The sequence below is a fragment of the Coleofasciculus sp. FACHB-1120 genome (genome assembly GCF_014698845.1).
GTDB lineage: Bacteria > Cyanobacteriota > Cyanobacteriia > Cyanobacteriales > FACHB-T130 > FACHB-T130.
In genome coordinates this window covers 298,749-322,272 of sequence record NZ_JACJTV010000003.1, presented here as the reverse complement: position 1 = coordinate 322,272, position 23,524 = coordinate 298,749, and the positions used below count along the sequence as shown (strand labels likewise).

At 44.5% G+C, this 23,524-nt stretch carries 16 protein-coding genes; 7 read left to right on the top strand and 9 right to left on the bottom strand.

Annotation, left to right across the window (positions count from 1 at the left end):
* Positions 1-310: 310 nt before the first annotated feature.
* Positions 311-6,115 carry an AAA family ATPase gene (locus tag H6H02_RS05155; RefSeq protein WP_190815294.1) on the top strand — a complete coding sequence of 1,935 codons (5,805 nt, stop codon included), beginning with the start codon at positions 311-313 and terminating at the stop codon, positions 6,113-6,115.
* Positions 6,116-6,351: 236 nt separating this feature from the next.
* Here the strand turns inward: H6H02_RS05155 and H6H02_RS05150 are convergent, their stop codons facing one another.
* Positions 6,352-7,749 (bottom strand): carotenoid oxygenase family protein, encoded by a 1,398-nt coding sequence (locus H6H02_RS05150; RefSeq protein ID WP_190815293.1) that lies wholly within the window; start codon positions 7,747-7,749, stop codon positions 6,352-6,354.
* Between the two features lie 32 nt (positions 7,750-7,781).
* The gene (locus H6H02_RS05145; RefSeq protein ID WP_190815292.1) at positions 7,782-7,928 is read right to left on the bottom strand and encodes a hypothetical protein; all 147 of its coding nucleotides are present in this window, start codon (positions 7,926-7,928) and stop codon (positions 7,782-7,784) included.
* Between the two features lie 213 nt (positions 7,929-8,141).
* Between H6H02_RS05145 and H6H02_RS05140 the strand changes: the two genes are divergently transcribed.
* Complete coding sequence (locus tag H6H02_RS05140; RefSeq protein ID WP_190815291.1) at positions 8,142-8,600, top strand: YbhB/YbcL family Raf kinase inhibitor-like protein; 459 nt, start codon at positions 8,142-8,144, stop codon at positions 8,598-8,600.
* A 103-nt stretch (positions 8,601-8,703) separates the two neighbouring features.
* Here the strand turns inward: H6H02_RS05140 and H6H02_RS05135 are convergent, their stop codons facing one another.
* A complete protein-coding gene (locus H6H02_RS05135; protein ID WP_190815290.1) occupies positions 8,704-9,324 on the bottom strand; it encodes a hypothetical protein in 621 nt (206 codons plus the stop codon).
* Between the two features lie 551 nt (positions 9,325-9,875).
* Here H6H02_RS05135 and H6H02_RS05130 point away from each other — a divergent pair.
* Entirely contained in the window at positions 9,876-10,973 is a 1,098-nt protein-coding gene (locus H6H02_RS05130) for a tetratricopeptide repeat protein (protein WP_347342564.1), read from the top strand.
* A 179-nt stretch (positions 10,974-11,152) separates the two neighbouring features.
* Here the strand turns inward: H6H02_RS05130 and mnmH are convergent, their stop codons facing one another.
* Together mnmH and H6H02_RS05120 are read right to left on the bottom strand one after the other, a co-directional pair.
* Positions 11,153-12,325 (bottom strand): tRNA 2-selenouridine(34) synthase MnmH, encoded by a 1,173-nt coding sequence (mnmH, locus tag H6H02_RS05125; RefSeq protein ID WP_190815289.1) that lies wholly within the window; start codon positions 12,323-12,325, stop codon positions 11,153-11,155.
* Between the two features lie 114 nt (positions 12,326-12,439).
* Entirely contained in the window at positions 12,440-13,621 is a 1,182-nt protein-coding gene (locus tag H6H02_RS05120) for an aldo/keto reductase (protein WP_190815287.1), read from the bottom strand.
* Positions 13,622-13,690: 69 nt separating this feature from the next.
* Between H6H02_RS05120 and H6H02_RS05115 the strand changes: the two genes are divergently transcribed.
* On the top strand, positions 13,691-14,230 hold the full coding sequence (locus H6H02_RS05115) for a DUF3421 domain-containing protein (RefSeq protein ID WP_190815285.1): 540 nt from the start codon (positions 13,691-13,693) through the stop codon (positions 14,228-14,230).
* 154 nt (positions 14,231-14,384) lie between these two features.
* On the opposite strand, the gene rpiA is transcribed toward H6H02_RS05115, so the two are convergent.
* On the bottom strand, positions 14,385-15,095 hold the full coding sequence (gene rpiA, locus H6H02_RS05110; RefSeq protein ID WP_190815283.1) for a ribose-5-phosphate isomerase RpiA: 711 nt from the start codon (positions 15,093-15,095) through the stop codon (positions 14,385-14,387).
* Between the two features lie 270 nt (positions 15,096-15,365).
* On the opposite strand from rpiA, the gene H6H02_RS05105 reads away from it, so the two are divergent.
* The 3 genes from H6H02_RS05105 (at position 15,366) to H6H02_RS05095 (ending at position 19,451) form a co-directional block, all read left to right on the top strand.
* Positions 15,366-17,285, top strand: coding sequence for a tetratricopeptide repeat protein (locus tag H6H02_RS05105; RefSeq protein ID WP_190815282.1), 1,920 nt, complete (start codon positions 15,366-15,368; stop codon positions 17,283-17,285).
* Positions 17,286-18,000: 715 nt separating this feature from the next.
* Positions 18,001-19,011: an EAL domain-containing protein gene (locus tag H6H02_RS05100; RefSeq protein WP_242040565.1), complete on the top strand. Its 1,011-nt coding sequence runs from the start codon at positions 18,001-18,003 to the stop codon at positions 19,009-19,011.
* Between the two features lie 47 nt (positions 19,012-19,058).
* A complete protein-coding gene (locus H6H02_RS05095; protein WP_190815277.1) occupies positions 19,059-19,451 on the top strand; it encodes a hypothetical protein in 393 nt (130 codons plus the stop codon).
* Between the two features lie 63 nt (positions 19,452-19,514).
* On the opposite strand, the gene H6H02_RS05090 is transcribed toward H6H02_RS05095, so the two are convergent.
* The 3 genes from H6H02_RS05090 to H6H02_RS05080 all read right to left on the bottom strand — a co-directional run bounded on the left by H6H02_RS05090 (position 19,515) and on the right by H6H02_RS05080 (position 23,486).
* Complete coding sequence (locus H6H02_RS05090) at positions 19,515-20,018, bottom strand: RNA-binding protein (RefSeq protein ID WP_190815276.1); 504 nt, start codon at positions 20,016-20,018, stop codon at positions 19,515-19,517.
* A gap of 18 nt (positions 20,019-20,036) precedes the next feature.
* Positions 20,037-21,053, bottom strand: coding sequence for a helix-turn-helix domain-containing protein (locus H6H02_RS05085; protein ID WP_190815274.1), 1,017 nt, complete (start codon positions 21,051-21,053; stop codon positions 20,037-20,039).
* A gap of 273 nt (positions 21,054-21,326) precedes the next feature.
* Positions 21,327-23,486, bottom strand: coding sequence for a caspase family protein (locus tag H6H02_RS05080; protein WP_190815271.1), 2,160 nt, complete (start codon positions 23,484-23,486; stop codon positions 21,327-21,329).
* Between the last annotated feature and the right edge of the window lie 38 nt (positions 23,487-23,524).

Here is a 23,524-nt window from a genome sequence, read left to right as displayed (position 1 = left end):
CGATATGTCGCGTCTGTATCTGTCTTAAGGGGTATCTTTTGATATATAAGATTAACAGTGCGGTATCTTTTGGTTTAAAAGCCGTTTTGCGAATACCATTTCACTTTACATCTGTAACAGCTCCATCTAATGCCCGTCTTTGTTATCGCGCTGGCTTGTAAGCGCAGAGATTGAGGGAGCAGCCGAATCATCGCACAACAGGAAGGGTGCATCTGCGCTATTACGCGATCACGATCGCAAACCTTGCACTATAAAGAATCAATTGGTAAAATTTTACATTTTTTTAAAATTTTAAAAAAGAGCAAAAATCATGATCTTAATTCCGGGATACGAAATCACAAATAAAATTTACGAAGGTACCAGAACGGTTGTTTATCAAGGAAAGAGGCATCAAGATAAAAAACCGCTTGTATTTAAGTTAATTAAGAATAATTATCCAAATCCCAAAGAAATTGCTAGGTTTAAAAATGAATATGAAATCATTAAGAATTTAAATAGTAATGGAGTTATCAAAACTCTGGGTCTTGAAAAACATGAAAATGGATTTGTTCTAGTTTTAGAAGATTTTGGGGGGCAATCGCTTGATAAAGTTATTGCCGACAAACCTATGGATTTTAAAATAGTTGTTAACATAGGTCTTCGGATTTCAGCAATTCTTGAAAAACTACATCAACACAATATTATTCATAAAGATGTTAAGCCCCACAATATTATTTTTAATAAACAAACCGGGGAAGTTAAAATTATTGATTTTAGCATTGCATCGCGTCTCTCTCTAGAAAACCAAACAATCAGCAGCCCTAATCTGATCGAAGGCACGCTTGCCTATATGTCACCCGAACAAACGGGACGGATGAATCGTTCTATTGACTACCGTACCGACTTTTATTCCTTGGGCGTCACTCTCTATGAAATGCTCGTGGGGAAGCTGCCGTTTGAAACTACTGACGCAATGGAATTAGTTCACTGTCATATTGCGAAACAACCAATCCCTCCTCATGTGCTGGTTCCAGAAACTCCTCGCCCTGTTTCTGACATCGTGATGAAGTTACTTGCCAAGACAGCTGAAGACAGATATCAAAGTGCTGCTGGTCTAAAATTTGACCTAGAGAATTGTTTAATTCAGCTCGAAAAAACAGGAGAGATTGAATATTTTATCTGCGGTCAGCGCGATCGCGCAAGCCTTCTACTAATCCCTCAAAAACTCTACGGACGTGAAACCGAAGTAGCCACCTTGATGGATGCTTTTGAGCGTGTCAGCCTTGGAGCAAATGAGATGATGCTGGTAAGTGGTTACTCAGGAATTGGTAAGACGAGTGTAGTTAATGAAGTTCATAAACCAATTGTCGGAGCGCGAGGATATTTTATCAACGGTAAGTTTGACCAGTTCAAGCGGAATATTCCTTATGCTGCTCTAATTCAAGCTTTCTCTGAATTGATGCGACAACTGTTAACTGAAAGTTCAGAACAGATTGAGGTTTGGAAAGAAAAGCTTGAAGCTGCTATAGGGGAAAATGGTCAGGTTATTATTGATGTCATTCCCGAAGTAGAACTCATTGTCGGCAAACAACCAGAGTTAACACAACTAGGGCCATCGGAAGCACAAAACCGATTTAATCGGGTGTTTCAACAATTTATTCGGGTTTTTTGCAAAAAAGAACACCCGTTAGTTTTATTCCTAGATGACTTACAGTGGGCTGATTCTGCATCGCTGAAGTTAATTGAATTGTTGGTAGCGGACTCGGATAGCCAATATCTGTTAACAATTGGGGCTTACCGAGATAACGAAGTCAGCCCAACGCATCCATTGATTCAGACACTTGAGAAAATACAAGCCTTAGGCTCTGTTGTGAATAACATCACTCTTCGACCTTTAGAGAGCGATCGCGTCCTCTTGTTAGTTGCAGACACTCTGAATGAGAGCGTAGATTCATCGATACAACCCTTGGTCGATCTTCTTTTTAATAAAACTCAAGGCAATCCTTTTTTCTTGACCCAACTGCTGAAAGCTTTATACACCGAAAAACTGCTGACTTATAACTTCAGGCAGGGCAGATGGCAGTGGGATATAGAAGAAATTCAAACAGTTGGAATTACAGATTATAACATTGTTGAATTGATTGCTAGAAATATGCAAAAGTTGCCTGAAGCAACACAAGAAGTTTTAAAACTAGCTGCTTGTATTGGCAACCAGTTCAACTTAGATGTTCTGGCAATTGTAAACGAGAAATCTCAATCAGATACAGCAACGAATTTGTGGGATGCACTACAGGCAGGGTTAATTTTGCCTTTGAGTGATGCTTACAAAATCCCACTATTTTTTGATAAATCACACCAGGGAGCTTTAGTTCTTGATGATTTAAAGGTTAGTTACAAGTTTTTGCACGATCGGGTACAGCAAGCAGCCTATTCCTTAATCCCTGACTTTGAGAAAAAAGCTACTCACCTAAAAATTGGTCAACTCCTATTGGAAAATATTTCTCCTGAAGAAAGAGAAGAAAATATTTTCGCTCTAGTTAACCAGTTAAATTTTGGTACAGAGTTACTAACGTACCAGTCCCAAAGAGATGAACTGGCTAAATTTAATCTTATCGCTGGTCAGAAAGCTAGTACAGCAACAGCATATCAAGCCGCAGTCAATTATCTCAATATCGGTTTGGGACTTCTAGCAGCAGATAGCTGGATTCGCAGTTATGAGCTAACCAATAAACTTTATGTATCAGCAGCAGAAGCTGAATACCTCAACTCCAACTTTGAACAATCAAGTATATTAGCTGACGTAGCGCTTCAAAATGCAAAAACTTTATTAGATAAAGTCAAAGTTTATGAGATAAAAATTCAGTATCACATTGCCCAAAATCATTTGTCAGCAGCCATAGAACTCGGTCAACAAGTTTTGGAAATGTTGGAAGTGTCCTTAGAGCAAGAACCATCACCCCATCTAAATATTGAGGACTGTTACAACCTTCCAGATATGACCGATCCTTACAAAATGGCAGCTATGAAGATTTTGATAACAATTTCTCCGCCTGCTTTTATTTCAAGTAGCGCGATCGCGCTACCAATTGTCTACACAATGGTCAAGCTGTGTAGTCAATACGGAAATTCCTCCTTAGCTATCTATGCCTATAGCACTTATGGCTTGCTTCTGTGTGGGCCAATGGCAGACATAGATTCCGGATATAAATTTGGCAAACTAGCTTTTCATCTATTAGATAAGCTCTATGCCAAAGAAATTAAATCGAAAATCTACAGCAGCTATGGTGCTTGTATTCTGCATTGGAAAGAGCATACTAGGGAAACAATAGAATTATTGCAGCAATCAATTCAAAGCGGGCTGGAAGTCGGTGATATAGAATTTGCTTGTCATTCGGCTCTGTTTTACTGCGAACATTCCTTTTTCGTTGGCGAGTATCTAGAAAGTGTTACGCATAAACAAGCTAAATACATTGAAATGATCGGCAAATTTAAAAAAGAATTTCAGTTCTACTATTCCAGCATAGGTGGACAAGTTGTTTCAAATCTACTTGATGAATCAACTGAAAAATCTCGCTTGTCAGGTAAATATTTTAATGAAGCAGAAATGCTACCCTATTTAATTGAAACTAATAATTTACAATCTGTTTTTGCTGTATATTTTTATAAATCTATGCTTGCGTATTTGTTTAAAGATTACGACCAAGCTATAGAAAATGCTAGGTTAGCATCACAGTATACTCAACCTATCACAGCTCTGATAGTATTTGTTGAATATAATTTTTACTATTCTTTAGCCCTCCTTGCCAAGTATCCCAACCTTACAGCCACACAGCAACAGGAATACATGGCTAGTGTGGCGGAAAATCAGGAAAAAATGCAGCAATGGGCAACTCATGCCCCTACAAATTATCAACATAAATATGAGTTAGTGCAGGCAGAGATTTACCGAGTCTCCAGTCAAACGCTCAAAGCAATGGAGTATTATGACCGAGCAATAAATGGAGCAAGAATTCAAGGGTATATCCAAGAAGAAGCGCTAGCTTATGAACGGGCGGCTGAATTTTATTTAGCTCTGGGAAGAGAGAAAATCGCTAGAGATCATATTAGTGAAGCATATTATGGCTATGTTCGCTGGGGAGCAACAGCAAAATTCCAAAAATTAGAAACAGAATATCCCTACTTAATTTCCCAGAGGTCATTAACAGCTACAAGCTTGAGTGAAGATACTGCCACCACTTCAAAAATGACTACCAGTGGTGAAGTTTCAGTGCTGGATTTAGCCACCGTAATGAAAGCATCTTTGGCGATTTCCGGAGAAATCGTGCTGGATAAGTTACTTGCTTCTTTAATGAAAGTATCTATTGAGAATGCAGGAGCGATTAAAGGCTTTCTCATATTACCAAAGAATGGAAGTCTGTTGATTGAAGCTGCTGCATTAATAGATTCGCCGGAAGTAATCGTACAACAATCTATTCCGCTTGAGACCAGCCAAGATTTGCCCGTAACAGTGATTAATTATGTGGCCAGAGCTCGCTCTAGCGTGGTTTTGCAAAATGCAGCCTACGAGGGAACATTTACCCAAGATATTTATATTAAAAAGCAGCAATTGAAATCCCTCTTATGTATTCCTATTATTAACAGCGGCAGACTTATTGCTATTCTTTATTTGGAAAATAATTTAGCGGTTGGTGTATTTACTCATAATCGGATGGAAGTACTAAAACTGTTGTCTTCTCAAGCTGCTATTTCTCTAGAAAATGCCCTACTTTACACTAATTTAGCTACAGCTAACGAGCAGCTAGAAGATTATTCGCGTACTTTAGAACAGCGAGTACAGGAGCGCACGCGAGAACTAAAACAAAAAGAAGCTAGGCTTGCAGAGGCTCAAAGACTGGCACATTTAGGTAGCTGGCAATTTGATATAGAAACCTATGAAATTAACTGGAGCGATGAACTATTCCGAATCTTTGGCCTCCACCCCGAACAACCTGAACCTACTTTTAGGGAACATCGAAAACTGTTTCATCCAGATGACGTCAATGTGTGGTTAGAGGCAGTAGACCTAGCGATTGAAAGAGGAAAAGCTTATGAGTTAGAATTGCGGATTTTTCGCCCAGATACTTCTATTAGATATATTTTTGTCAAGGGGCAACCTATTTCCAATGCTTCTGGGAAGGTGACTAAGTTGTTAGGGACGGCGCTGGATATTACCGACCGCAAGCTAGCCGAGTTGGCACAACAACAATCAGAAGCACAATTGAGAGAACAAGCGAAAAAGTTAGAATTGACTTTACGCGAACTACAACAAACTCAATCCCAACTCATTCAAACTGAAAAGATGTCTAGTTTGGGACAGATGATTGCTGGAATTGCTCACGAAATTAATAACCCTGTCAACTTTATCTATGGCAATATTGACTATGCCAATAACTATATCCAAGACCTGCTTGCTTTGATTGGCGTCTATCAGCAGGAGTATCAAAATCCTACACCTGCGATTCAGAAGGCGATGTCAGAAATCGAGTTGGATTTTGTGGTAGAAGACTTGCAAAAACTTTTTGATTCCATGAAAGTAGGGGCAGAGCGCATCAGAGATATTGTCCTTAGCTTGCGGAATTTTTCACGGCTGGATCAAGCTGAAATGAAACCAGTTGATATCCATGAGGGCATCGAATCTACTTTGCTGATTTTGCAGCATCGGCTCAAGAAAGATAGTTTGCATTCTGGTATTGAAGTAATCAAAGAGTACGGTCAACTGCCACGAATTTTTTGTTACGCTTCTGAGCTAAATCAGGTATTTATGAATCTTCTAAGTAATGCAATTGATGCTTTAGAGGAAATAAGAAACTCTGGAGAAGAATCTGATAAAAAGCCTACTATTAGTATTTACACAGAAATGGCTTCTTCAAATTTAGCCAGAATTAGAATTGCTGACAATGGATCGGGAATGACTGAGGATGTAAAAAAGAAAATATTTGACCCATTTTTTACAACCAAGCCTGTAGGTTCTGGTACTGGTTTGGGATTATCGATTAGCTACCAGATCGTGGTAGACAAACACAATGGAAAGCTCAGTTGTGTTTCTTCTTCAGGTCTTGGTACTGAATTTATCATTGAGATGCCGATAAGTCAGTAACCATTGCCAATGCAGTTTGTCGGAATATCCAGGATGCAATATCAACAGAGCGATCGCACTTTACAACCGTTAGGGGTTAATCCCTCGTTCTCACAGCAGCGTTCCTCATTTGATAGCTGGCGCGGTATCGATTGCTAGTTTTGTACCATATTGCGATGCCTGGAGCTTAGGGTGGTTTTAGTTGTAGCGATCGCATCTTTGACGATTTCAAGAATGCGATCGCATCTCACTACAAATTAGACAGAAGCGCTTAACTGTTCCTCAGAAACCCATGCACCGTGGAACCCGTAAGGCACCCGCTGGGGGATGAGGACACGCGCCACTGGTTCCGATGTCATGTTTTGGGCATTTACGACCACCAGTTCCGAAGTGTCTACCTCATCATCGTGGACAAAAGTCATCAGCCAACCGTCATCCTCAGCAGTCGCATCGGGATGAGGAACAAATACCGCTTCGCCACCATAGCGTCCGCATCCGAATTCGTGAGTTTCGGACTTACCATGATTAAAGTCATACTTGATGACCCCTTCAAACAGAGGCATCGGATTATTTGCCATCTTTGCGGTATAACCGTAGCGCATCGGTCGTCCCATTCGCTGTTCGTTCAGACGGGGGAAATCTGATGGCGCATCGTCCAGCATTTCCTCTTTTACCTTACCCGTGCTGAGGTTAAAGCGCCATTGGTACAAACGACCCGCGTCTCCCTCATTTTCGCCGGGTGTCATATCAGTCGTTAAAACACTGGTGGAACTCATGCGACAGGCAACAAGCACCACTTCATCTCCCTCCTCGTAGGCATTGAGAGTATGGAAGACGTAGCAGGGGGGACTTTCAAACCAACGAATGTTGCTGTTATCGCCATGACGGGGGACAATCCCGAAACGACTAGGGCGATCGCGTTCAAACATCAACGCTGGTTTACCCTGATGCATTCGTACCATGCTAAAAGTTAGCGGCAGATCCATAAAGATCGTGTAGTGTTCGGTGATGGCAAAATCGTGCATCATCACTCCCATTGGCAAGTCGATGGGAACTGTCCGCAACAGCTCACCCTTTGCTGAAACAACGCTGTATTTTAGGTACGGAGGAGCAAACGAGTAGCCGAAGAACATCATCTCTCCCGTTTCAGCGTCTACCTTCGGATGGGCGGTAAAGGCAGAAACTAGTTTGCCATCGTAAGTGTAAGCGCCTGATGTCTCTAAGCTGGGAACCTCGATCGCGTGAGGTTCGCCTCCTTCCCAAAGCGCCAGCAGTCGTCCATCGTGCCACACTAGAGCCGTGTTAGCGGTATTTTTAGGAAAGTTGTAGGGATTGTTACCTCGTGACGGTTCCATCAAACCCGTCCAAATCGCCTTACCTGCTTCCCGCTCAATATTAAATCCCCGCGTCCGGATATAACGGTTGCGATATTGAGCTTTGCCGTTATTTATTCGCACTCCATGCAACATTCCGTCCCCATCAAACCAGTGATAGTTGCCGATAGGTGGGAATTGAGGATTGGGGCCATTCCGCACAAACATCCCGGATAAATCGGGAGGTAGTTCGCCGATTACTTTCAGATTGGTGGGTGTGATTTCTTCCCGTACTGGGGCAAAATTGCCATCTAGATAGGGATTGACTGCGGTTGTGGTCATGCGTTGTGCTGAATCGATTGTCTTATCTATATTTATTTATTTTGATTGAGCGATCGCGATCGCGTCTCACACTGTGGTTGTGGAAACAAGCCAGATGAAGTGGTTGGGGTGGATTCGCCAAGTTTAGGGAAAGATGCGATCGCATCCTTCTCTATCTCTATATGGATGAATACAAACAACTTTTACCCTAAATCATCTAAAGCAATCATGATTGACTACCAGTAAATCGCAAAATATTTCTCTGGCTAAGCCTATTGGTTGAAGAATTTTCCTGTGCCAAAACGCTAATCTACTGGCATTAGCAAGACTATCGCTTAGCGCTTAGACTTCTGCAAGTAAGGACGATTCGCCAATCACCCCCTATCAATCGTCATTCGCTGACACTAAAGACGATGAAACTTGAGAGTACGGCTTTTACTGAAAACAGTGTAATTCCGTCTAAATACACCTGCGACGGCTCAAACATTTCCCCCTCTCTTAGCTGGAATTCCCCGCCAGAGGGGACTCAGAGCCTCGCTTTGATCGTTGACGATCCGGATGCGCCTGGAGACATTTTTGTCCATTGGGTTCTCTACGATCTTCCACCTGAAATTCGCCATCTACCTGGAGGCATTCCCAGTGAAGCAAACCTAGCGGAAGGGGGCGTCCAAGGTAAAAATGATTTTGGCAATTTAGGTTATGGTGGCCTTTGTCCGCCTAGTGGTACGCATCGGTACTTTTTCAAACTCTACGCACTAGATCGACTATTAAATCTAGCAGCAGGTGCCACTAAAAACAAGGTAGAAGCGGCAATGAATGGTCATATTTTGGCAGCAGCAGAACTTATTGGACGCTATAGCCGCCAGCGATAATTTGCCTTATTTCACAATTTATCTGCAAAAAAAACACCTTGAAAAGGTGTTTTAAGCGTTGGCTAAAATAAGCCTGAGAATTTGATTTTTGAGTCAGCGATTCTTATGTGTAATGTCTAGGAGTCCGGGCACCTATAGATGAGCCGATCAACGATGCCGCTAAACCTAATAGAGAACCGATTGTAAACGACCAACCTGCCTTCGCCGTTGCACCTGCAATATCACGAGCTTGCTGAGCTGTTACATTAGGCGGGTTGTTGGGTACATTTACCGCACCCTGTTGTACTTGATTGGCGATTTCTCCAGCATTAGCTCCCAAAATGCCGAATGTACCCGATATTCCACTTGCCAATAACCAGGAACTCAATGCCAAAGTAGTTGCCCACAGAATGGCTCCATTTAACATTGCCGTATTCCGGTTCATCGGGCCACTAGCACGAGCTGCCACCCAACTACCAATCAAAAGAGAAAGGAACAAAGAGATAATTGACCAAATTCCAACTGCTCTGCCAACGTCATCCGCATAGGTTCTCGGTGCGCCGGAACCGGAAATATTCGTAGCACCAATTGCAGCCCCTAACGCACTTAAAATTAGCTGAGAAGCTAAAGCTGTGACAATACCGGCGAAAATGGGACCCCACCTTACACGATCGTGGTATTCAACAATTTGATTGCCACCAGTTGGCTCAACAACAACCCTGTCTTCTCGATTTGTGTATGACATCGCTCACCGCCCTTCCTACTTTTATTTTTTATAGAGCTACTTTTTTCTAACTTTCACCCTTGAGTTATACTTTATACTGGGATTTTTATGGGTATATCTGCCAGTAGGAAGAATCCGGTTATCTATCTCTAGAAATAAGTGTTCTTTTTAGTTGAAAATAAGAAGCGCGATCGCAATCATTAACAAATTACTTGAGCTTTATGGCGGCTTCGGTAGCAGCGCACGTCAATAAAAAGCCAGACTCGTCAGCGACTCCATACGCCCCTAATATCCGAAATCCCTGCAAAAATACCCGTTAAGAATCTTGCAGGGCATGACGACTCTAGACGACTTCAGCGATGACAATTGCTAAAAACGCTCTTAACACAGCTTTATGAAGGACATCAGTTGTTGTTACAATCATTAACTGTCCTCGTCAAAAATTTCTTTGTAGGCAAAATTGGGGTATATGACGAGGTAAAGCCCATCCCTCTGTTGTGTTTAGCCATTCTGGATTCATGCTTCCGGAATAGAAACACTGAGCCATTGTAGAAACTCAAGATAAATCGACCGTGCAAAAACAGACTTTATTAGTAGCCAGTCTCTTGTTAGTGCCAGCGATCGCTACCATCAAAATGCCAGTTGTCCAAGCGGCTCCACTGGTAGCCCAAGGCAATCAACAGCAGGTGAGCGAACTGCTGCGGCAGGGGCGTAAGTTGGTGGATGCGGGAGATATTGCCAGAGCCTTGGCAGTTTATCAACAAGCTGTGGCTCTCGATCGCGAAAATGCCCGCATCTTCTCCGCCATCGGCTATTTACAAGCAGTTCAGGGCAACTACCGAGAAGCCGCTAAAGCTTATCAACAGGCTGTCACCCTCGAACCCAAGAATGCTGATTTTCAGTATGCTTTGGGTTACACTCTCGCGAATCTTGGAGACAATGACAGTGCGGCAACCGCCTACCAGCGTGCTGCCAAGCTCAACAACAAGAACCTGAATGCCTATCTAGGATTAGGGGTGGTATTACAGCGTCTGAAAGATTATCAAGGCGCGATGCAAGCCTATGAAACTGCCCTCAAGCTCGATCCAAAAAATTTACAAGCTTATGAATTTATCGGCTCCGCCCTCCTAAAACAGGGGCGTCCCGCAGAAGCTATTCAAGCGCTCCAGCAGGCTGTTGCTCTCGCCCCAAATGACAGCGGCGTACAGTTGAACTTGGGAGACGCTTACATGAAGCAAGGCAACGTCACGGCTGGGATGGCGGCTTTAGAACGGGCAGCCAAGATCGAACCTCGCAATGCTCAGATTAACCTCCAGATTGGCAAAATTTTGCAAACTGGGAATAATCTGGATGATGCCTTAAAGGCTTATCAACAGGCAGTGAAGATCAAACCTGATCTCGTGGAAGCTCAAACAGCGATCGCTGATATTTTGCTGAAGCAGCAGGACTACTTAATGGCAATTGTTGCCTATCGACGACTGATAGAAATGTCGCCGGAAAATGCAAAAGCCCACTACAATCTAGGCGTGGCGTTGAGAAAGCGAGAAAGGGTACCCGAAGCGATCGCTGCTTTTGAGCAAGCCCGCGACCTTTATCAGCGTCAAGGTCAGAAGGAAGGCTCTCAGAGAGCGACTTCCGCCCTTAGAGAGCTTCAAAAAGACAAAAGCTAAGGGCAAATGGCGAATAACTGATGGATAGCTTCTTAAGAACTTATTAAGAGTCATAGCTTGTGGAAATTTCTGCGGATAACTTGGACTGCAAGATACCTCCTAACTGCGTCCTTAGCCCCATCGATGTCAGAACAATTTAGAGCATCTAATGAGGCTTCCGTATTTTAAATTTTGGATAATTAGGCTGGGGTTGAGCAACAGATAGATTCTGGTTGTTCGCCGGTAGAACCTGCTTGAAAATCTAAAATTTTGACCAAAGCATCTACACTGGCATCCGATAAATCCGCCAGGGAAACCACCCGCTCTAAATTAGGAAAACAGCGGCGGATAGCGTGGTTGTAGCTCGGATCGTAGTGGCACTCTAGCAAGTCTCTCACCAATTTTTCCCACTGGCCAGCATCAATGAGCTGGTACCATTCGTGGAGTTTTTCCCAGCCATAGCGGGATTTAAGCCTGTGCAGCTTCGCTTTTAAAACCTCTGGGTGGGCGATTAAGTGAGGATATTCCTGCAAAAGCCACTGAATTCTGGCTTCTACAGGCATCTCAATTTCCACACAGCTCGCTTGTTTCATTTGCTGCCAGAGAGATGGGGGCACATAAATGCGCCCAATCTTATTACTCTCCGCTTCCACCCATACGGGAAAGTTGGGATCGAGGCTTTGCAACTGTTGCAGTAGCAGGGATTCAAAGTGTTTTTGGGATGGCTGAGGCTGGGCATGGGTTATTGGCGATCGTCCCTCAGCTCTAGGTGCGATCGCGACAAGCTGCTTCTCCGCGCCTTGGCTCCCACTCTCCCACTCTTCACCCAGAAGAGAACCGCGATGGTTTGCCAAACCTTCCAGATCCAGCATCTGAATCCCAAACTCAGCCAGACGGCGCAAAATGTGGGTTTTCCCGCTGCCGGTCATTCCAGATAATATCCGGAAGGTAAAGCGTTCTGGTAGGTCTTGCAGTTGCTCGCGTACCAAGGAACGATAGGTTTTGTAGCCACCTTGGAGGACAGTCACTTGCCAACCAATTTGACTCAAGACGGTCGCAAAACTGTTAGAACGCTGTCCTCCCCGCCAGCAGTAGACAAGGGGATGATAGTCTTTGTCTTTTTCAGCAAAGTGATGAGTGAGGTGACGGGAAATATTTTGAGCGACTAAAGCAGCGCCTAGTTTACGGGCGGTGAAAGGACAAACTTGTTTGTAGAGCGTTCCGACTTTAGCGCGTTCCTCGTCATCCAGTACAGGCAGATTAATCGCACCGGGTATCCGATCTTCAGCGAATTCGCTCGGTGAGCGAACATCAATAATTTCGCTGTAAGTTTCTGTCTCAGATAGCTGAGTATAATTAGGCGATCGCGGCATTGTTAAATATTAATGACTAATTGCTGATGGCTAACTGTTAATTGTTCAAGAGCCACTTTTCGATTAGCCACTCTTCGATTAGTTATTCCCTCATACCATTTTAGGTTTGGGATTTTAGGTTTGGGATAAACGTTTGAGAGTTTGACCGCCTAGCAGTCGGTCAGTTTCTTCTAGCAATGCGGGAATTTTGTCGGCGTGGGGGCTATGGGCGAGACATTGCTGGAAGTCTAGTTCTCGCACCCGATCCGCTTTGGCTCCGGGAAACCAGTGGCTGGCGTTGCCCAGCAGGTTGTAGCGCATTTTAGCGTACTCGATCATATCGTAGGCGATCGCTAGATTTCTCAGCCACAAAATCACTTGGATATTCAGTCCCCCCGGCGTTGCTTCTGGCTTTGGTAAGCCAACGTGCCAGGTTTTTACCCAGTCTTCTCCTAAGGTAGCGATCGCTGCTTTCTCCAAGCGAAGCAGAATTGGCACCAAAACCGTCTCTGCTTTCTCTAGCAGCGGCAAGGTTTTCAAGTGTTCGTCAAAATCCTCTGGTCGTGAAGCCCCCACACTAAGAGTATGCACCTGCGGATGACTCAGACAGAATAAATCGTTAAACACGATTGGGCTGAGGGGATAGCACAAATCGACCAATTTTTGCGGCGGTTTAAACAGCATTCCTCCTTTCTCTGAAGGACTGATAATAAAAACGCCCATATCGTGCCGAGAAGCTGCCTCAATGGCAGACCAGTTGAATTGATTGATGTAGTACCAGTGCAGGTTAACGTAGTCAAACTGGTTCGTCTCAATTGCCTCCACAATCACATCACTCGGCCCGTGAGTCGAGAAGCCAATAAACCGAGCTTTACCTCGATCTTGTAGCTGTCGCGCCACCTCCAGACAGCCACCCGGTTTAATGCTATCGTGCAACAAATCGGCGTTATTAATCCCGTGTAGCGACAGCAAATCAACGTAATCTAGCTTTAAATAAGCCAGCGACTTCTCAAATTCTTGGCGGAATTCTTTAGCGTCTGCTTTAGGACTGATTTTCGTCTGTACAATCAGTTTTTCACGGGGAAAAGTTGGCAAAATCCGCCCCAACTGCATCTCGGAGGTGCCGTAGCCACGGGCAGTTTCAATGTGATTAATTCCGACTTCTAAGGCTCGGCGAATCGTTGCTTCTACATTTTGTTGGTTATCACGGGGAATTCGCCATCCGGGGACATCCTGCCACTTAAACTGATAGCGCATCCCTCCACAAGAAAACACGGGCATTTGTAATTCCGTACGCCCAAATCGCCGATACTGCATCTTACTAAATACATAAGAAAACTACTGCATTGTGCCTGTAGTTAAGCACAACTATTTTTAGGGTAATTGATGATGCTTGCAAACGTTGTTCGCGCTACCTTTTTATCTTTTCTACCAGTAATCGGGTTGCTAACATTGAGTTCGGCGATTCTGGCTCAGAATCGCCCCAGTTCCGAAGGAGCTTTGAATTGGGTAGGCGCATCGAATGGAGAAATCCCAGCCAATGCCATGGTCGGTGGGTCTGAACCGGGGCGTCGTTTGTATATCTGTCGCGCCGAATATAACGGTGGCGTGCATCTGGGAAAAGTTGTCGCCGAGAATTGCAATTTTGGTTGGGGAGGAAAGGAAATTCTCAGCCCTTTCTATGAAGTTTTAACCGCGCCGCAAAGCCTTCGGATTGTTTGGATAGCAGCATCGAACGGACGGGTGCCAGTAGGTGCGATCGCTGGTGGTATCGAAGCAGATCGAGATCAATTTATCTGTCGGGCATCTCACCAGCAGGGCGTCCATCCCGGAAAAATTATCGGTAGCAATTGCAATATTAGTTGGGGAGGACAGGAGATTCTCAAGCCCAACTATCAGGTAGCTGTGCTAAGGAGAAATCGTTAAAAATCCGAGTTTAAGCTGCTGCGATCGCTAGAAGTTAGCATAAACAAGAAAATCCCTGAAACCAGGATAGGGCCGGATTTTGTCTCGCACGGGAAAAGAGACAAAATCCTGAGGAGCAGATTAGTAATTTTGCTCAGAGGCTCGCAAAAGAAGATTAAGCTTCTCGCACAATGGGCTTCCCATCTACCACTTCGCCCACTAAAACCAAATCTGTGACGCCTACAAATAAACCATTTTCCAAAACGCCAGGGATATTATTGAGCGTCTTTTCGAGTTCTCCAGGATTATCAAGGGTGTCAAATTTTACATCAATGACCAGATTGCCTTGATCGGTGACGACAGGACCTGCTTTTTTGACGCCCATCCGCAGTTCTGGCTTACCGCCTAGCTTTTCGAGCGCCCGCATCACGGGTGTCATCGCCATCGGAATTACCTCTACGGGCACGCGAAAGGTGGAACCCAGCTTGTCAACTAGCTTGGAACTATCAACCACGACGATAAATTGCTCTGCCAAACAATCTACTATCTTTTCCTGGGTGTGAGCAGCACCGCCCCCTTTAATCAAATTGTGCTGCGGATCGACTTCATCGGCTCCATCAATGGCAATATCAATCCGATCGGCTTCATCCAAGGTGGTTAAGGGAATTCCGTACTGTTTAGCCAGCACGGATGCCTGAAATGAGGTGGGGATACCTTTGATGTCTTTGAGGTCACCGGACTTCAAGCGATCGCCCAAAGATTCAATTGCATAAGCAGTCGTCGATCCGGTGCCCAGCCCTACTATCATCCCTGACTGGACGCGGGCGGCGGCGGCTTTCCCGACTTCCTGCTTCATCACCTTAACGGGATCTTGTTCTGCACTCATTCTTAAAACTCCTGGCGATATTGACAACTTAGCTCTGTAGGCTAGGATCGCTTTGCAATACTACTCGGTCACTTGTCCCCATCCCTCTCCACCTCTGCCTAAACCACTTCTAAAAGACGGGTGTTTTTAGCGACGAGGAGAGTCCAACCCCCCTTCCCGTGAAGAGAAGGGGGGTTTGAGGGGTTTGCTCCGATCCGAAAAGTATGCGATCGCGTAAACCTAAACCAACTCAGCTGCAACAGTCAGTCTACTATCTGGAGTTCCCTTCCTATGACTCAGGGTGAAAATTTTTCTCAGGAAGATTATCAAGACGACTCAAATCTGACTCCAGACGCACACCATCAAAAAATTCAGGATGAGCAAACAAGCCCTACACGCAAAGCCTTAGCGCTGTTTGAAGAAGGATTAAAATTAGCGGAAGCAGGAAAGTATAAAGAGGCTGTTGCCCATTATCAAGAAGCTTTAGGTATTCAACCAGATTCCGAGAAAACTTTATACAACTATGGACTTTCCTTATCTTATCTAAGCCGCTACAACGAAGCAGTTAGCTGTTATGACAAAGCTATAAATTTAAATCTAAATTATTCCGAAGCTTGGACTGAGCGTGCCTATGCACTGATGATGTTGAATCGTGGCAAAGAAGCCCTGGCTAGTTGCGACAAAGCTTTGCAAATTCACCCAAAATCTTATCAAGCCTGGTACAAGCGGGGCTGGGTGCTGAGTAAGTTAAACCGCCGCCAAGAAGCGATCGCTAGCTGTGATAAAGCTTTGGAGATTAATCCTAATGGCTATGAAGCCTGGTGTACCCGTGGGGCTGTGCTACCGTTACCCAAACGCCGCCAAGAAGCACTTTCCAATTTTGACAAATCTTTGGAAATCAATCCAGCCTACCAGCGAGCTTGGTACAATAGAGGTTCGTTACTGGTAAAGTTAGGGCGAAATGAAGAAGCACTGGCTAGCTTTGAAAAAGCCACTACAATTCGACCAGATTGTCAAGAATTTTGGTTTCCCCAAGCCTGGTACGGTCGAGGCTTTATCCTAGCAAAATTACATCGCTATCAAGAAGCGGTCGCAAGTTTTGAAAAAGCCCTACAACTTAAGCCAGAATACGCAGCGGCTGCGTTCTATAAACTCATCTGCTTGCTCATAACAGGTAAGATTTTTCCGCATTTAGTACATTCTGAAAAAAGAAAGCACCTATTTAACGATCTAAAAATCATTGTCAATGCGTTTAAGTATCAGTTTTTATTTCTCGCAACACTTATTTTTGTCATCAGTTCTGCTCAATCACCTTGGGCAACAAATTTTAAGCAATTATTTTCTACCTTATTTTCGATTGGAATCATTTGGTTTATCTTAGGGGATCTTTGGAAAAACAAGTCCCAATTAAGCTGGGTGCTAGCAATTTATTTTAAAAGCGGGATTCTAAGTTACGTCCGGGCAGCTTTTATTCTTTTTATTACCCTAACGACATTTGCAGTCGTAAATCCATACGTCCCCCAATTTATGCAATGGGGATGGGCTAGTGCGGTTTTCGGAAATTCTGGAAATATTATATTTCAACCGTTTGATACGATTAAAAGCATTCAACCTCCCCCAGAGGATATCAATTCTCAACTTCCCAGCCCCAGTGAAAGCGTATCATCTAATGAAAAAGTTGCAACCCAACCCAAGCAGTCACCCGGTGAAAAGGTTGTAACCCAACCCAAGCAATCACCCAATACAAATGTTGCAACTCAACCTCGTCCGATACCCAAGGAAAAGTTTGCATCTCAGACTTATAAAGCAGTACCGATCAAGAATAAGACGCAGAAACCCCCTTTTGATTACACAAAAGTTTTGATGGTTATTTTTTGGATATGTTTAATTTTAATGGTTCCATTTTGGGCTGGATTGGAGGAAAAGATTTTTCGTCAAGGTGCTAACACCTGGAAGCAGATAATCGGAAATTCTACAGCTTTTGGCTTAGTCCATATCACCGTAGGAATTCCAATTTATGCAGGCTTTCTGTTGATTATTCCTGGTTTCTTATTTGCTTGCCGCTATAAATTTGTACACGACCAGTCTTTCAGAAAAAATAATAACGAAAAAATAGCTCAGGAAGCAGGAGTTCAGGCAAGTACAGCAGATCATGCAATCTACAATGCAATCCTGATCACTTTTCTAGTTTTTGTAATGTTAACTACATAATCCGAGTAAGGATGCGATCGCGTCCTCTGTTCTCCTGTCACTCAACGAATGCCGCGCCACCAGTAATTCCCTTCACCAGCAGCGGCGAAAGAAGCGTCCATCTAGCCACAACAGACGTCTTTACTTGCAAGACTTTACTTTCAAGATTAAGATACTACCGGCTTCTGTAAGATCGAAGCCTGTAAGCGCACTGACGCAACTCTTGCCCATACTTATACTCACCTCTTCCCTCAAACCCACAGAATGAAATTCTGTGGCGATCGGTATTCCTAGTCAGAAAAGCACAGAATCACCGAAAATCAAGGGTTGTGCAACTTACTCACGGCATGTTTTGTTTGTATGCTTGCTGTGTGGTTCCAAGCGCCGGGTTCAAGATGCCTACAAGTTCCTGGATATGGATAAGACAAAGTTATTGCCTAAAACGTCTCATACCTTCTTGACAGCAGCCTAGAACCGAATAATGTTTGCTACGAGCTTCCCATTTTTAGAAAACTAACTTATAGTACCGTTGGGAATACCTATTACACCCTCAGATAGAAGACAGTTTCAATCGATACAAGGTATTCCCTGAGTTGATATATCTTTATTCGTTAGAAGAAAATTGGTAGTCTCTGCTGTAATGTCACAGATTCATCCGCTTAATCTGGTTATCCAACCAGATGACAAAGAAACTAGCTGCTGTCTATCCAGCATTGGGTTTCAGGAGCTTCCTGCCATGCCTCAGCTTCTCTATCAAACCGTAAATAATCATGAATTAGTTAATATTTTTCTCAAGATCAGCCAAGTCCTCTCCGAAACCAGTCAAGCTTCCTCACGCTTTTTCCTGACGCGAACTGAGCAGAGAGAATCTTCCATTGAAATATCGCCACGCGATTATCAAAATTTACTAGGAGATTTTTTAAAAGCGCAACCGATTAGCACGATTACCCAGGCGGTTAAATATGCTTGGTTTTTTCAGATTTTAGCGAAGCAGCAAATATTTTTTCACTATCAGCCTATTTTTAATTTATCATCCGGGGAAATAATCGCTTATGAATGTTTGGCACGCGCCAAAGATGATCGGGAAGGGAACTTCAGCGGATATCAGTTGATTGAAGCAGCTCTTTCAACGAAATTAGCTTACGAGTTTGATGAACTGGCTCGGACAATCTGTTTACAATCAATTGCGGCTACCAAGAGTCATCAAACCTTTTTTATCAATATATTACCGAATGTAATTAGTAAAGATCCTGCATCTCTAGAGCAGAACATCCAGCTAATTCTCGATCTAGGATTACAGCCCGAACAAATTGTATTTGAATTAACTGAAGTAGAAGCGCTGGTAAGTTGCCCAAAACTCTTGAAAACCATCAACCGCCTGCGAGAAATGGGGTTTGGGATTGCTGTGGATGATTTGTGCGCCTGTGTTTCGCCAGATAACTACTTCATGGAGTTTTGTCCCGATCTGATCAAGATAGATCGTCGGTTAGTACATGGTTGCAGTCAGCATTCTCTCAAGCAGGTGATGCTCAAAAGTTTAGTAAATTCTGCTCATAACTTGGGTATTCGAGTCGTTGCTGAGGGACTTGAAGAAATGGAAGATATTGAGTTCTGCTGCGAGATAGGGGTTGATTACGGTCAGGGATTTGGCTTGGCAATGCCACAGGTAACTTTGCAGCAGCAACGGCTCGATTTTCGGAAGTCCTCGTTGAGGATTTTGTCTTACACAGATCCCTGCACCTGTTAAAACCAGATGCTGTAAGATGCTTTCCTGGTACAACTGACTTCTAATCTATGCAGCTTGAATTTATTCCAGTCGAAGAATTTTATTTTGCACTAACCTTAGCCGTAAAAACTTTGGAGGAAGTAGAGCAACCGGGCTTAATAGAACAAGTGCGATCGCGCCTCAACCTCAAATACGGTCAGCCTTCTACGGTCGCCGCAGCCACCCAGAATACGTTTAACTACGTATTTCGGGTTCTAGAGCTAGACAACAGCCCTGCAAGTCAGCTGATTGTCTCAGTAGCAGACTGGCAAGGCAAATTGCGTCTAAGCAGTGATTATGGCTGGACTCTCGATCAAGATCGCAAGCCCGTTCGCACCGAACGATTTCAGCAGCGACCAGAATTTGCTAGGCAGCTACGCAGCTACCTGCAAGACTGGTTGCAAGTCCCTCTAAGTAATTAGCTGTTAGTCGTTAGTCTTTAGTCGCTAGTCTTGCGTCCTTGACTAATAACTAATGACTAATGACTAATTGCTTTGAGCAGCCAACAGTTCCTTCAGCTTCGCCAATTCGCCCGCCCAGCGAGGATCTGGTTGAAAGGTATCTGATTCATTCGATGTTGACCCTTCAGAGCGCCGTGACTTCTTGTTGCTGCCACCACGACGGCCACCGCCGCCAGTAGGAGCAGGAGCGCTACCGCCACCGCCACCGGCAGCTTTGTCGCTTTCCTTGATCGGAGCTGGAGCGGCTGGACGAGGTTCTTCTTCCCCTTCACCCTTCGCTCTTGGCAATGCCTTTTCTATTTTCAAAGGGCTTTCTTGGAACATCTGACCGTTGAACTTTTCAATAATTTCATCAGCTAGTTCATCTGTCTTCACAGTTACAAAAGCAAAACCCCGACATTTGCCGGTTTTCCGGTCTTTAATTACCTTGGTGGAAACAGAATCGCTCATGTCCCCAAACAGGGCTTGTAACTCTTGACGGTCTACTTCTTCTTTGGGCAAGTTGCCTACATACAAACGGATAGACATGGAAAAATACCTCCAGACTTAAATCTCTTTAAACAAAAATTGCGATCGCAGAGCGGATGCCCGATTGATCTGTTCGCACAGCAGATGCCCAATTGGCCTGCCCGCAGTAAACCCGATCTTCAGTGACCGATTCTCCCAATCAACCTTACGGCTTATTTGGAGAGTTCTCGTTTTAGCGAGAGTTTTTCGGTCTACCTTAATCCGACAGCCTAATGGGATAACCGCCACCTTTTCCTTCATTTTCCTGAGAACGTTTTCATCTCGATTAAGAGCTAATCTGCCATCAGAATAGGAAAGCCATCTATCAACCTGCGTTTTGGAAAATTCCGCCTCACAGATAGAATTTTCTGGAATCGTGTCAGATGGATGCATCAGCCCATAGAAATGCCTTCCTGCGATCAAGCATTTAAACGCCAAATAGCGCTTCTTCCCAGCACCGATGAGCGCCAAAACAGACAAGGATTGTTGCCATCTAGCACTTGTAACAAACTTTGCCAATTTGCTCCCGGCGAGTTTTTTGTTGATCAAATCCCAATCGGCAACCACCATTAATTGCTTCAATAGCCAGTTGGCAACTTGTTGGTAAAAATTTTGACGCTGGTTTGCAACATTTAACGGTGACAATTTAATCTGCTGGACAGCTTTAACTCGACACTTACTGCCCTGTTTCTGGCGAGACAACTGACGCTGTAACCGCTCAATCCGCTTCTGGGCTTTCCTATTGTATCGAGGGATTGCCAGCTGCTCAATGCAGTTTTGTAATATCTCAAAAAAAAGTCTTTTATCGGATGGAAATAAAGGGTTTGTTTTTTTAAATTTGCGCTTTTGGCTGCAAGAATCTGGCTTGTCTTTAATTGATGCGATTAAACAACTGCTTTGGCAATAGCAGTTGGTGTTGCAATCTTTTTGCTCCCACCAGTTAAAGCGTTCAGCCAACCTATAATTGTACTGCCATCTGAGCGCTCCTATCCACTCCTTCATTCTAACTAACTGCTGCTGAGTTGGGCGCAATCGATACTGATGGGCGATTCTCATTAGAGAATTGTATCCTAAATTACTGTAATCTTTGCACTCAACCTTTAGGGATGTTGAGTTTTCTACAGCAGTATCGAGGCGAGACGTTTTGAGTCCCTCCTAATTATTGCAATATATTTACATTATTTTTAAAGGTATCACGGTCTCTGCTACGGGGCTAGCTCAAACAGCAGATTTCCATCTTTAGCAGTATCTTTCAAACTGAAACACTCAACCCCCATGCCCAAGTGGATTCGGTTCTCAAGATACTGCCTTGTGTTCTCTCCAGAACGGTCAAATAACTTCAAAGGTAATCGACATCGCCGCCATCTGAGTAGTATCCACGTTGCTTATGCCTTGTGACGAGGTTCCAGAGGTGCCGCGCGTGCCTTCTGTGAGGTCATCGAGTAAATCGCCGATCACTTGAGTTGGCTCCGAAAGAGATACGGGACCTCTTTTATCCGAAGGTGCTAGGTTTCGCAGGGCTTGCAGGGCTTTTCGTAGGGGTGTGCTACTGGCGACAATCAGGACTTCTGCGACTCCTTTGGGTTCTTGGGTGACGAGGTTAAATTGATCGTCAGTCCCAGGAATTTGTAATGTCTGCCCCGCCCTCACCTGCGTAACATCATCGGTTGCTGTCCATTGATTCGGAAAGATCGCTGATATTTCTCCATCTGGGTCAATGACTAGGACGCTGAAATAGAGATCGCGTGGCTCGTTATTAGTAATCTGGAACTGCACTGACGTTCCGATTGGTAATTTGCGAGAATCTGAGGGAAGATTCCCCGAAGAATTATTGGAAGAACTTCCTTGACCGATACCGCGATCGCTACCGCGAACGGTGAAAGCACTAGCCAAAATTTCATTTTGACCGGCTCGATTCATCGAAGCATTGACGTTTAGGCGCGATGAATTGGTATTTAGAGTGAGTTTGACAATCCTGGCTGCTAGTAATGATTTCAGTTTGGCTTGCAGGCGACTGACCGCATCGGCTACGGTTTCACCGGCAGCACCAAAGGAGCCAGAAATCGGCTCCATCGCTGGAGAAAATAAACCTAAACTGCCGTTACTCTTCATCCTTCCAAAGATGTATTGCAGCTCTTGCTGTTGTAAAGGTAGAGCTTCAATCCGCTTGATTGATTGTAAAGCTTGTTTCGCCTGGGCGGTGTCATCACCTAAAGAGGGGTCAAGACCAATTTTTAAAGTTACATCAGTGGGAATCCCGCGAGTGCGTTCCTGCAACAACGATCCGGGTTTGGCAGTATTTAACAATTTACCTCGCCCGATTAAGCCTTGACGAGATTCTAACTGCACGGCTCCTTGTTCGCGCCCTTGCGAGTCTACTACGGTCAGAATGGCATCTTGATCGAAGGCGGCTAAACTTTGGGGGTTGAGTCCCCCTAGCCATAATTGCGCTTGGTTGCCTTCTACTTTAGTGATTACAGCTTCTGCTGGAGGCGTCTGTTGACCAACAAAGTAAATGGGTTGCTTGAGATTATTGCTGCCTGGTTTCCCCTCAAATTCTGGGTTTTGACGAGATGACATCCGTGTGGTGTTACGACCAATATTAGGTAGGGCGCTGGCAAAAGATTCGCTGCCAGTTTGTTGCCACAGATATTGAGTCATTAAATAAGTAAAAGCACCGGCATAAAAGTCGCTAAAGGGGGCATCTGCGGCATACTGTTCCCGCTTGGCGGAGGCGATGACGACACCTTTGGCGACACCCTCACGACGGCGGCGCACAAATTCAGCAGGTGAGAGATTCAAGCGCGATCGCCATTGCTGCTGATATTCTATTTCGGCGGGAACTGGTTGGAGTTGGGAACCGCCATCACGCGATCGCACCACTAAATTCCCCCGTTTGCCGCCGCCTGAATGACAGCTATCTAGCACTGCGGTCACGTTTTCGGTCTTCAGGGCATCCATCAACAAAAATAAGGTGTGCCCCATAATGTCCTCGACAACGCCTCTTTCATTGGGAAATCCGGTAGGCAGCGAACTATCGATGGGCACAAAGGTACTATTAAGACATTTCCCTGTCGTCGGGTCTTTGAAGTCGCAGTCGGGATCAGTTACTTGGGAACCATGCCCAGAGAAGTGAAACACCACGACATCACCGGCTTTAGCTTGTTTAATCAGGTGTTCTTCAAAGGCATTTAGGATGCCCTTACGGGTCGCCTGCCCATCAGTTACGAGCAGAATGTCTTTCGGATTAAAGCCAAATCGGTGAATCAGCAGTTGCTGCTGCAACTCGACATCTGTGACGCATCCTCGCAACGGTGCTGTTGGATAGGCATTAATCCCCACCAGCAAGGCAAGTTTCCGAGGCGTTCCTTGAGCGATTGCCCTCCCAAAGCGATCGCCTTGTTGCATAATATCCAGATGGCTCAAACCCAGCGTTGCCAAAGTAGATCCAGCAAACTGCAAAAACTGACGACGCTTAATGTGAGGCATAATCACTTCTAACTAGATTGGTATTACTGTCTTAACTC

What these genes read in the sequence shown, in the direction of transcription:
- H6H02_RS05155 (WP_190815294.1), top strand. Translation starts at nt 311, where the DNA reads ATGATCTTAATTCCGGGATACGAAATCACAAATAAAATTTACGAAGGT.
- H6H02_RS05150 (WP_190815293.1), bottom strand. Translation starts at nt 7,749, where the DNA reads ATGACCACAACCGCAGTCAATCCCTATCTAGATGGCAATTTTGCCCCA.
- H6H02_RS05140 (WP_190815291.1), top strand. Translation starts at nt 8,142, where the DNA reads ATGAAACTTGAGAGTACGGCTTTTACTGAAAACAGTGTAATTCCGTCT.
- H6H02_RS05135 (WP_190815290.1), bottom strand. Translation starts at nt 9,324, where the DNA reads ATGTCATACACAAATCGAGAAGACAGGGTTGTTGTTGAGCCAACTGGT.
- mnmH (WP_190815289.1), bottom strand. Translation starts at nt 12,325, where the DNA reads ATGCCGCGATCGCCTAATTATACTCAGCTATCTGAGACAGAAACTTAC.
- H6H02_RS05120 (WP_190815287.1), bottom strand. Translation starts at nt 13,621, where the DNA reads ATGCAGTATCGGCGATTTGGGCGTACGGAATTACAAATGCCCGTGTTT.
- H6H02_RS05115 (WP_190815285.1), top strand. Translation starts at nt 13,691, where the DNA reads ATGATGCTTGCAAACGTTGTTCGCGCTACCTTTTTATCTTTTCTACCA.
- rpiA (WP_190815283.1), bottom strand. Translation starts at nt 15,095, where the DNA reads ATGAGTGCAGAACAAGATCCCGTTAAGGTGATGAAGCAGGAAGTCGGG.
- H6H02_RS05105 (WP_190815282.1), top strand. Translation starts at nt 15,366, where the DNA reads ATGACTCAGGGTGAAAATTTTTCTCAGGAAGATTATCAAGACGACTCA.
- H6H02_RS05100 (WP_242040565.1), top strand. Translation starts at nt 18,001, where the DNA reads ATGCCTCAGCTTCTCTATCAAACCGTAAATAATCATGAATTAGTTAAT.
- H6H02_RS05095 (WP_190815277.1), top strand. Translation starts at nt 19,059, where the DNA reads ATGCAGCTTGAATTTATTCCAGTCGAAGAATTTTATTTTGCACTAACC.
- H6H02_RS05090 (WP_190815276.1), bottom strand. Translation starts at nt 20,018, where the DNA reads ATGTCTATCCGTTTGTATGTAGGCAACTTGCCCAAAGAAGAAGTAGAC.
- H6H02_RS05085 (WP_190815274.1), bottom strand. Translation starts at nt 21,053, where the DNA reads ATGAGAATCGCCCATCAGTATCGATTGCGCCCAACTCAGCAGCAGTTA.
- H6H02_RS05080 (WP_190815271.1), bottom strand. Translation starts at nt 23,486, where the DNA reads ATGCCTCACATTAAGCGTCGTCAGTTTTTGCAGTTTGCTGGATCTACT.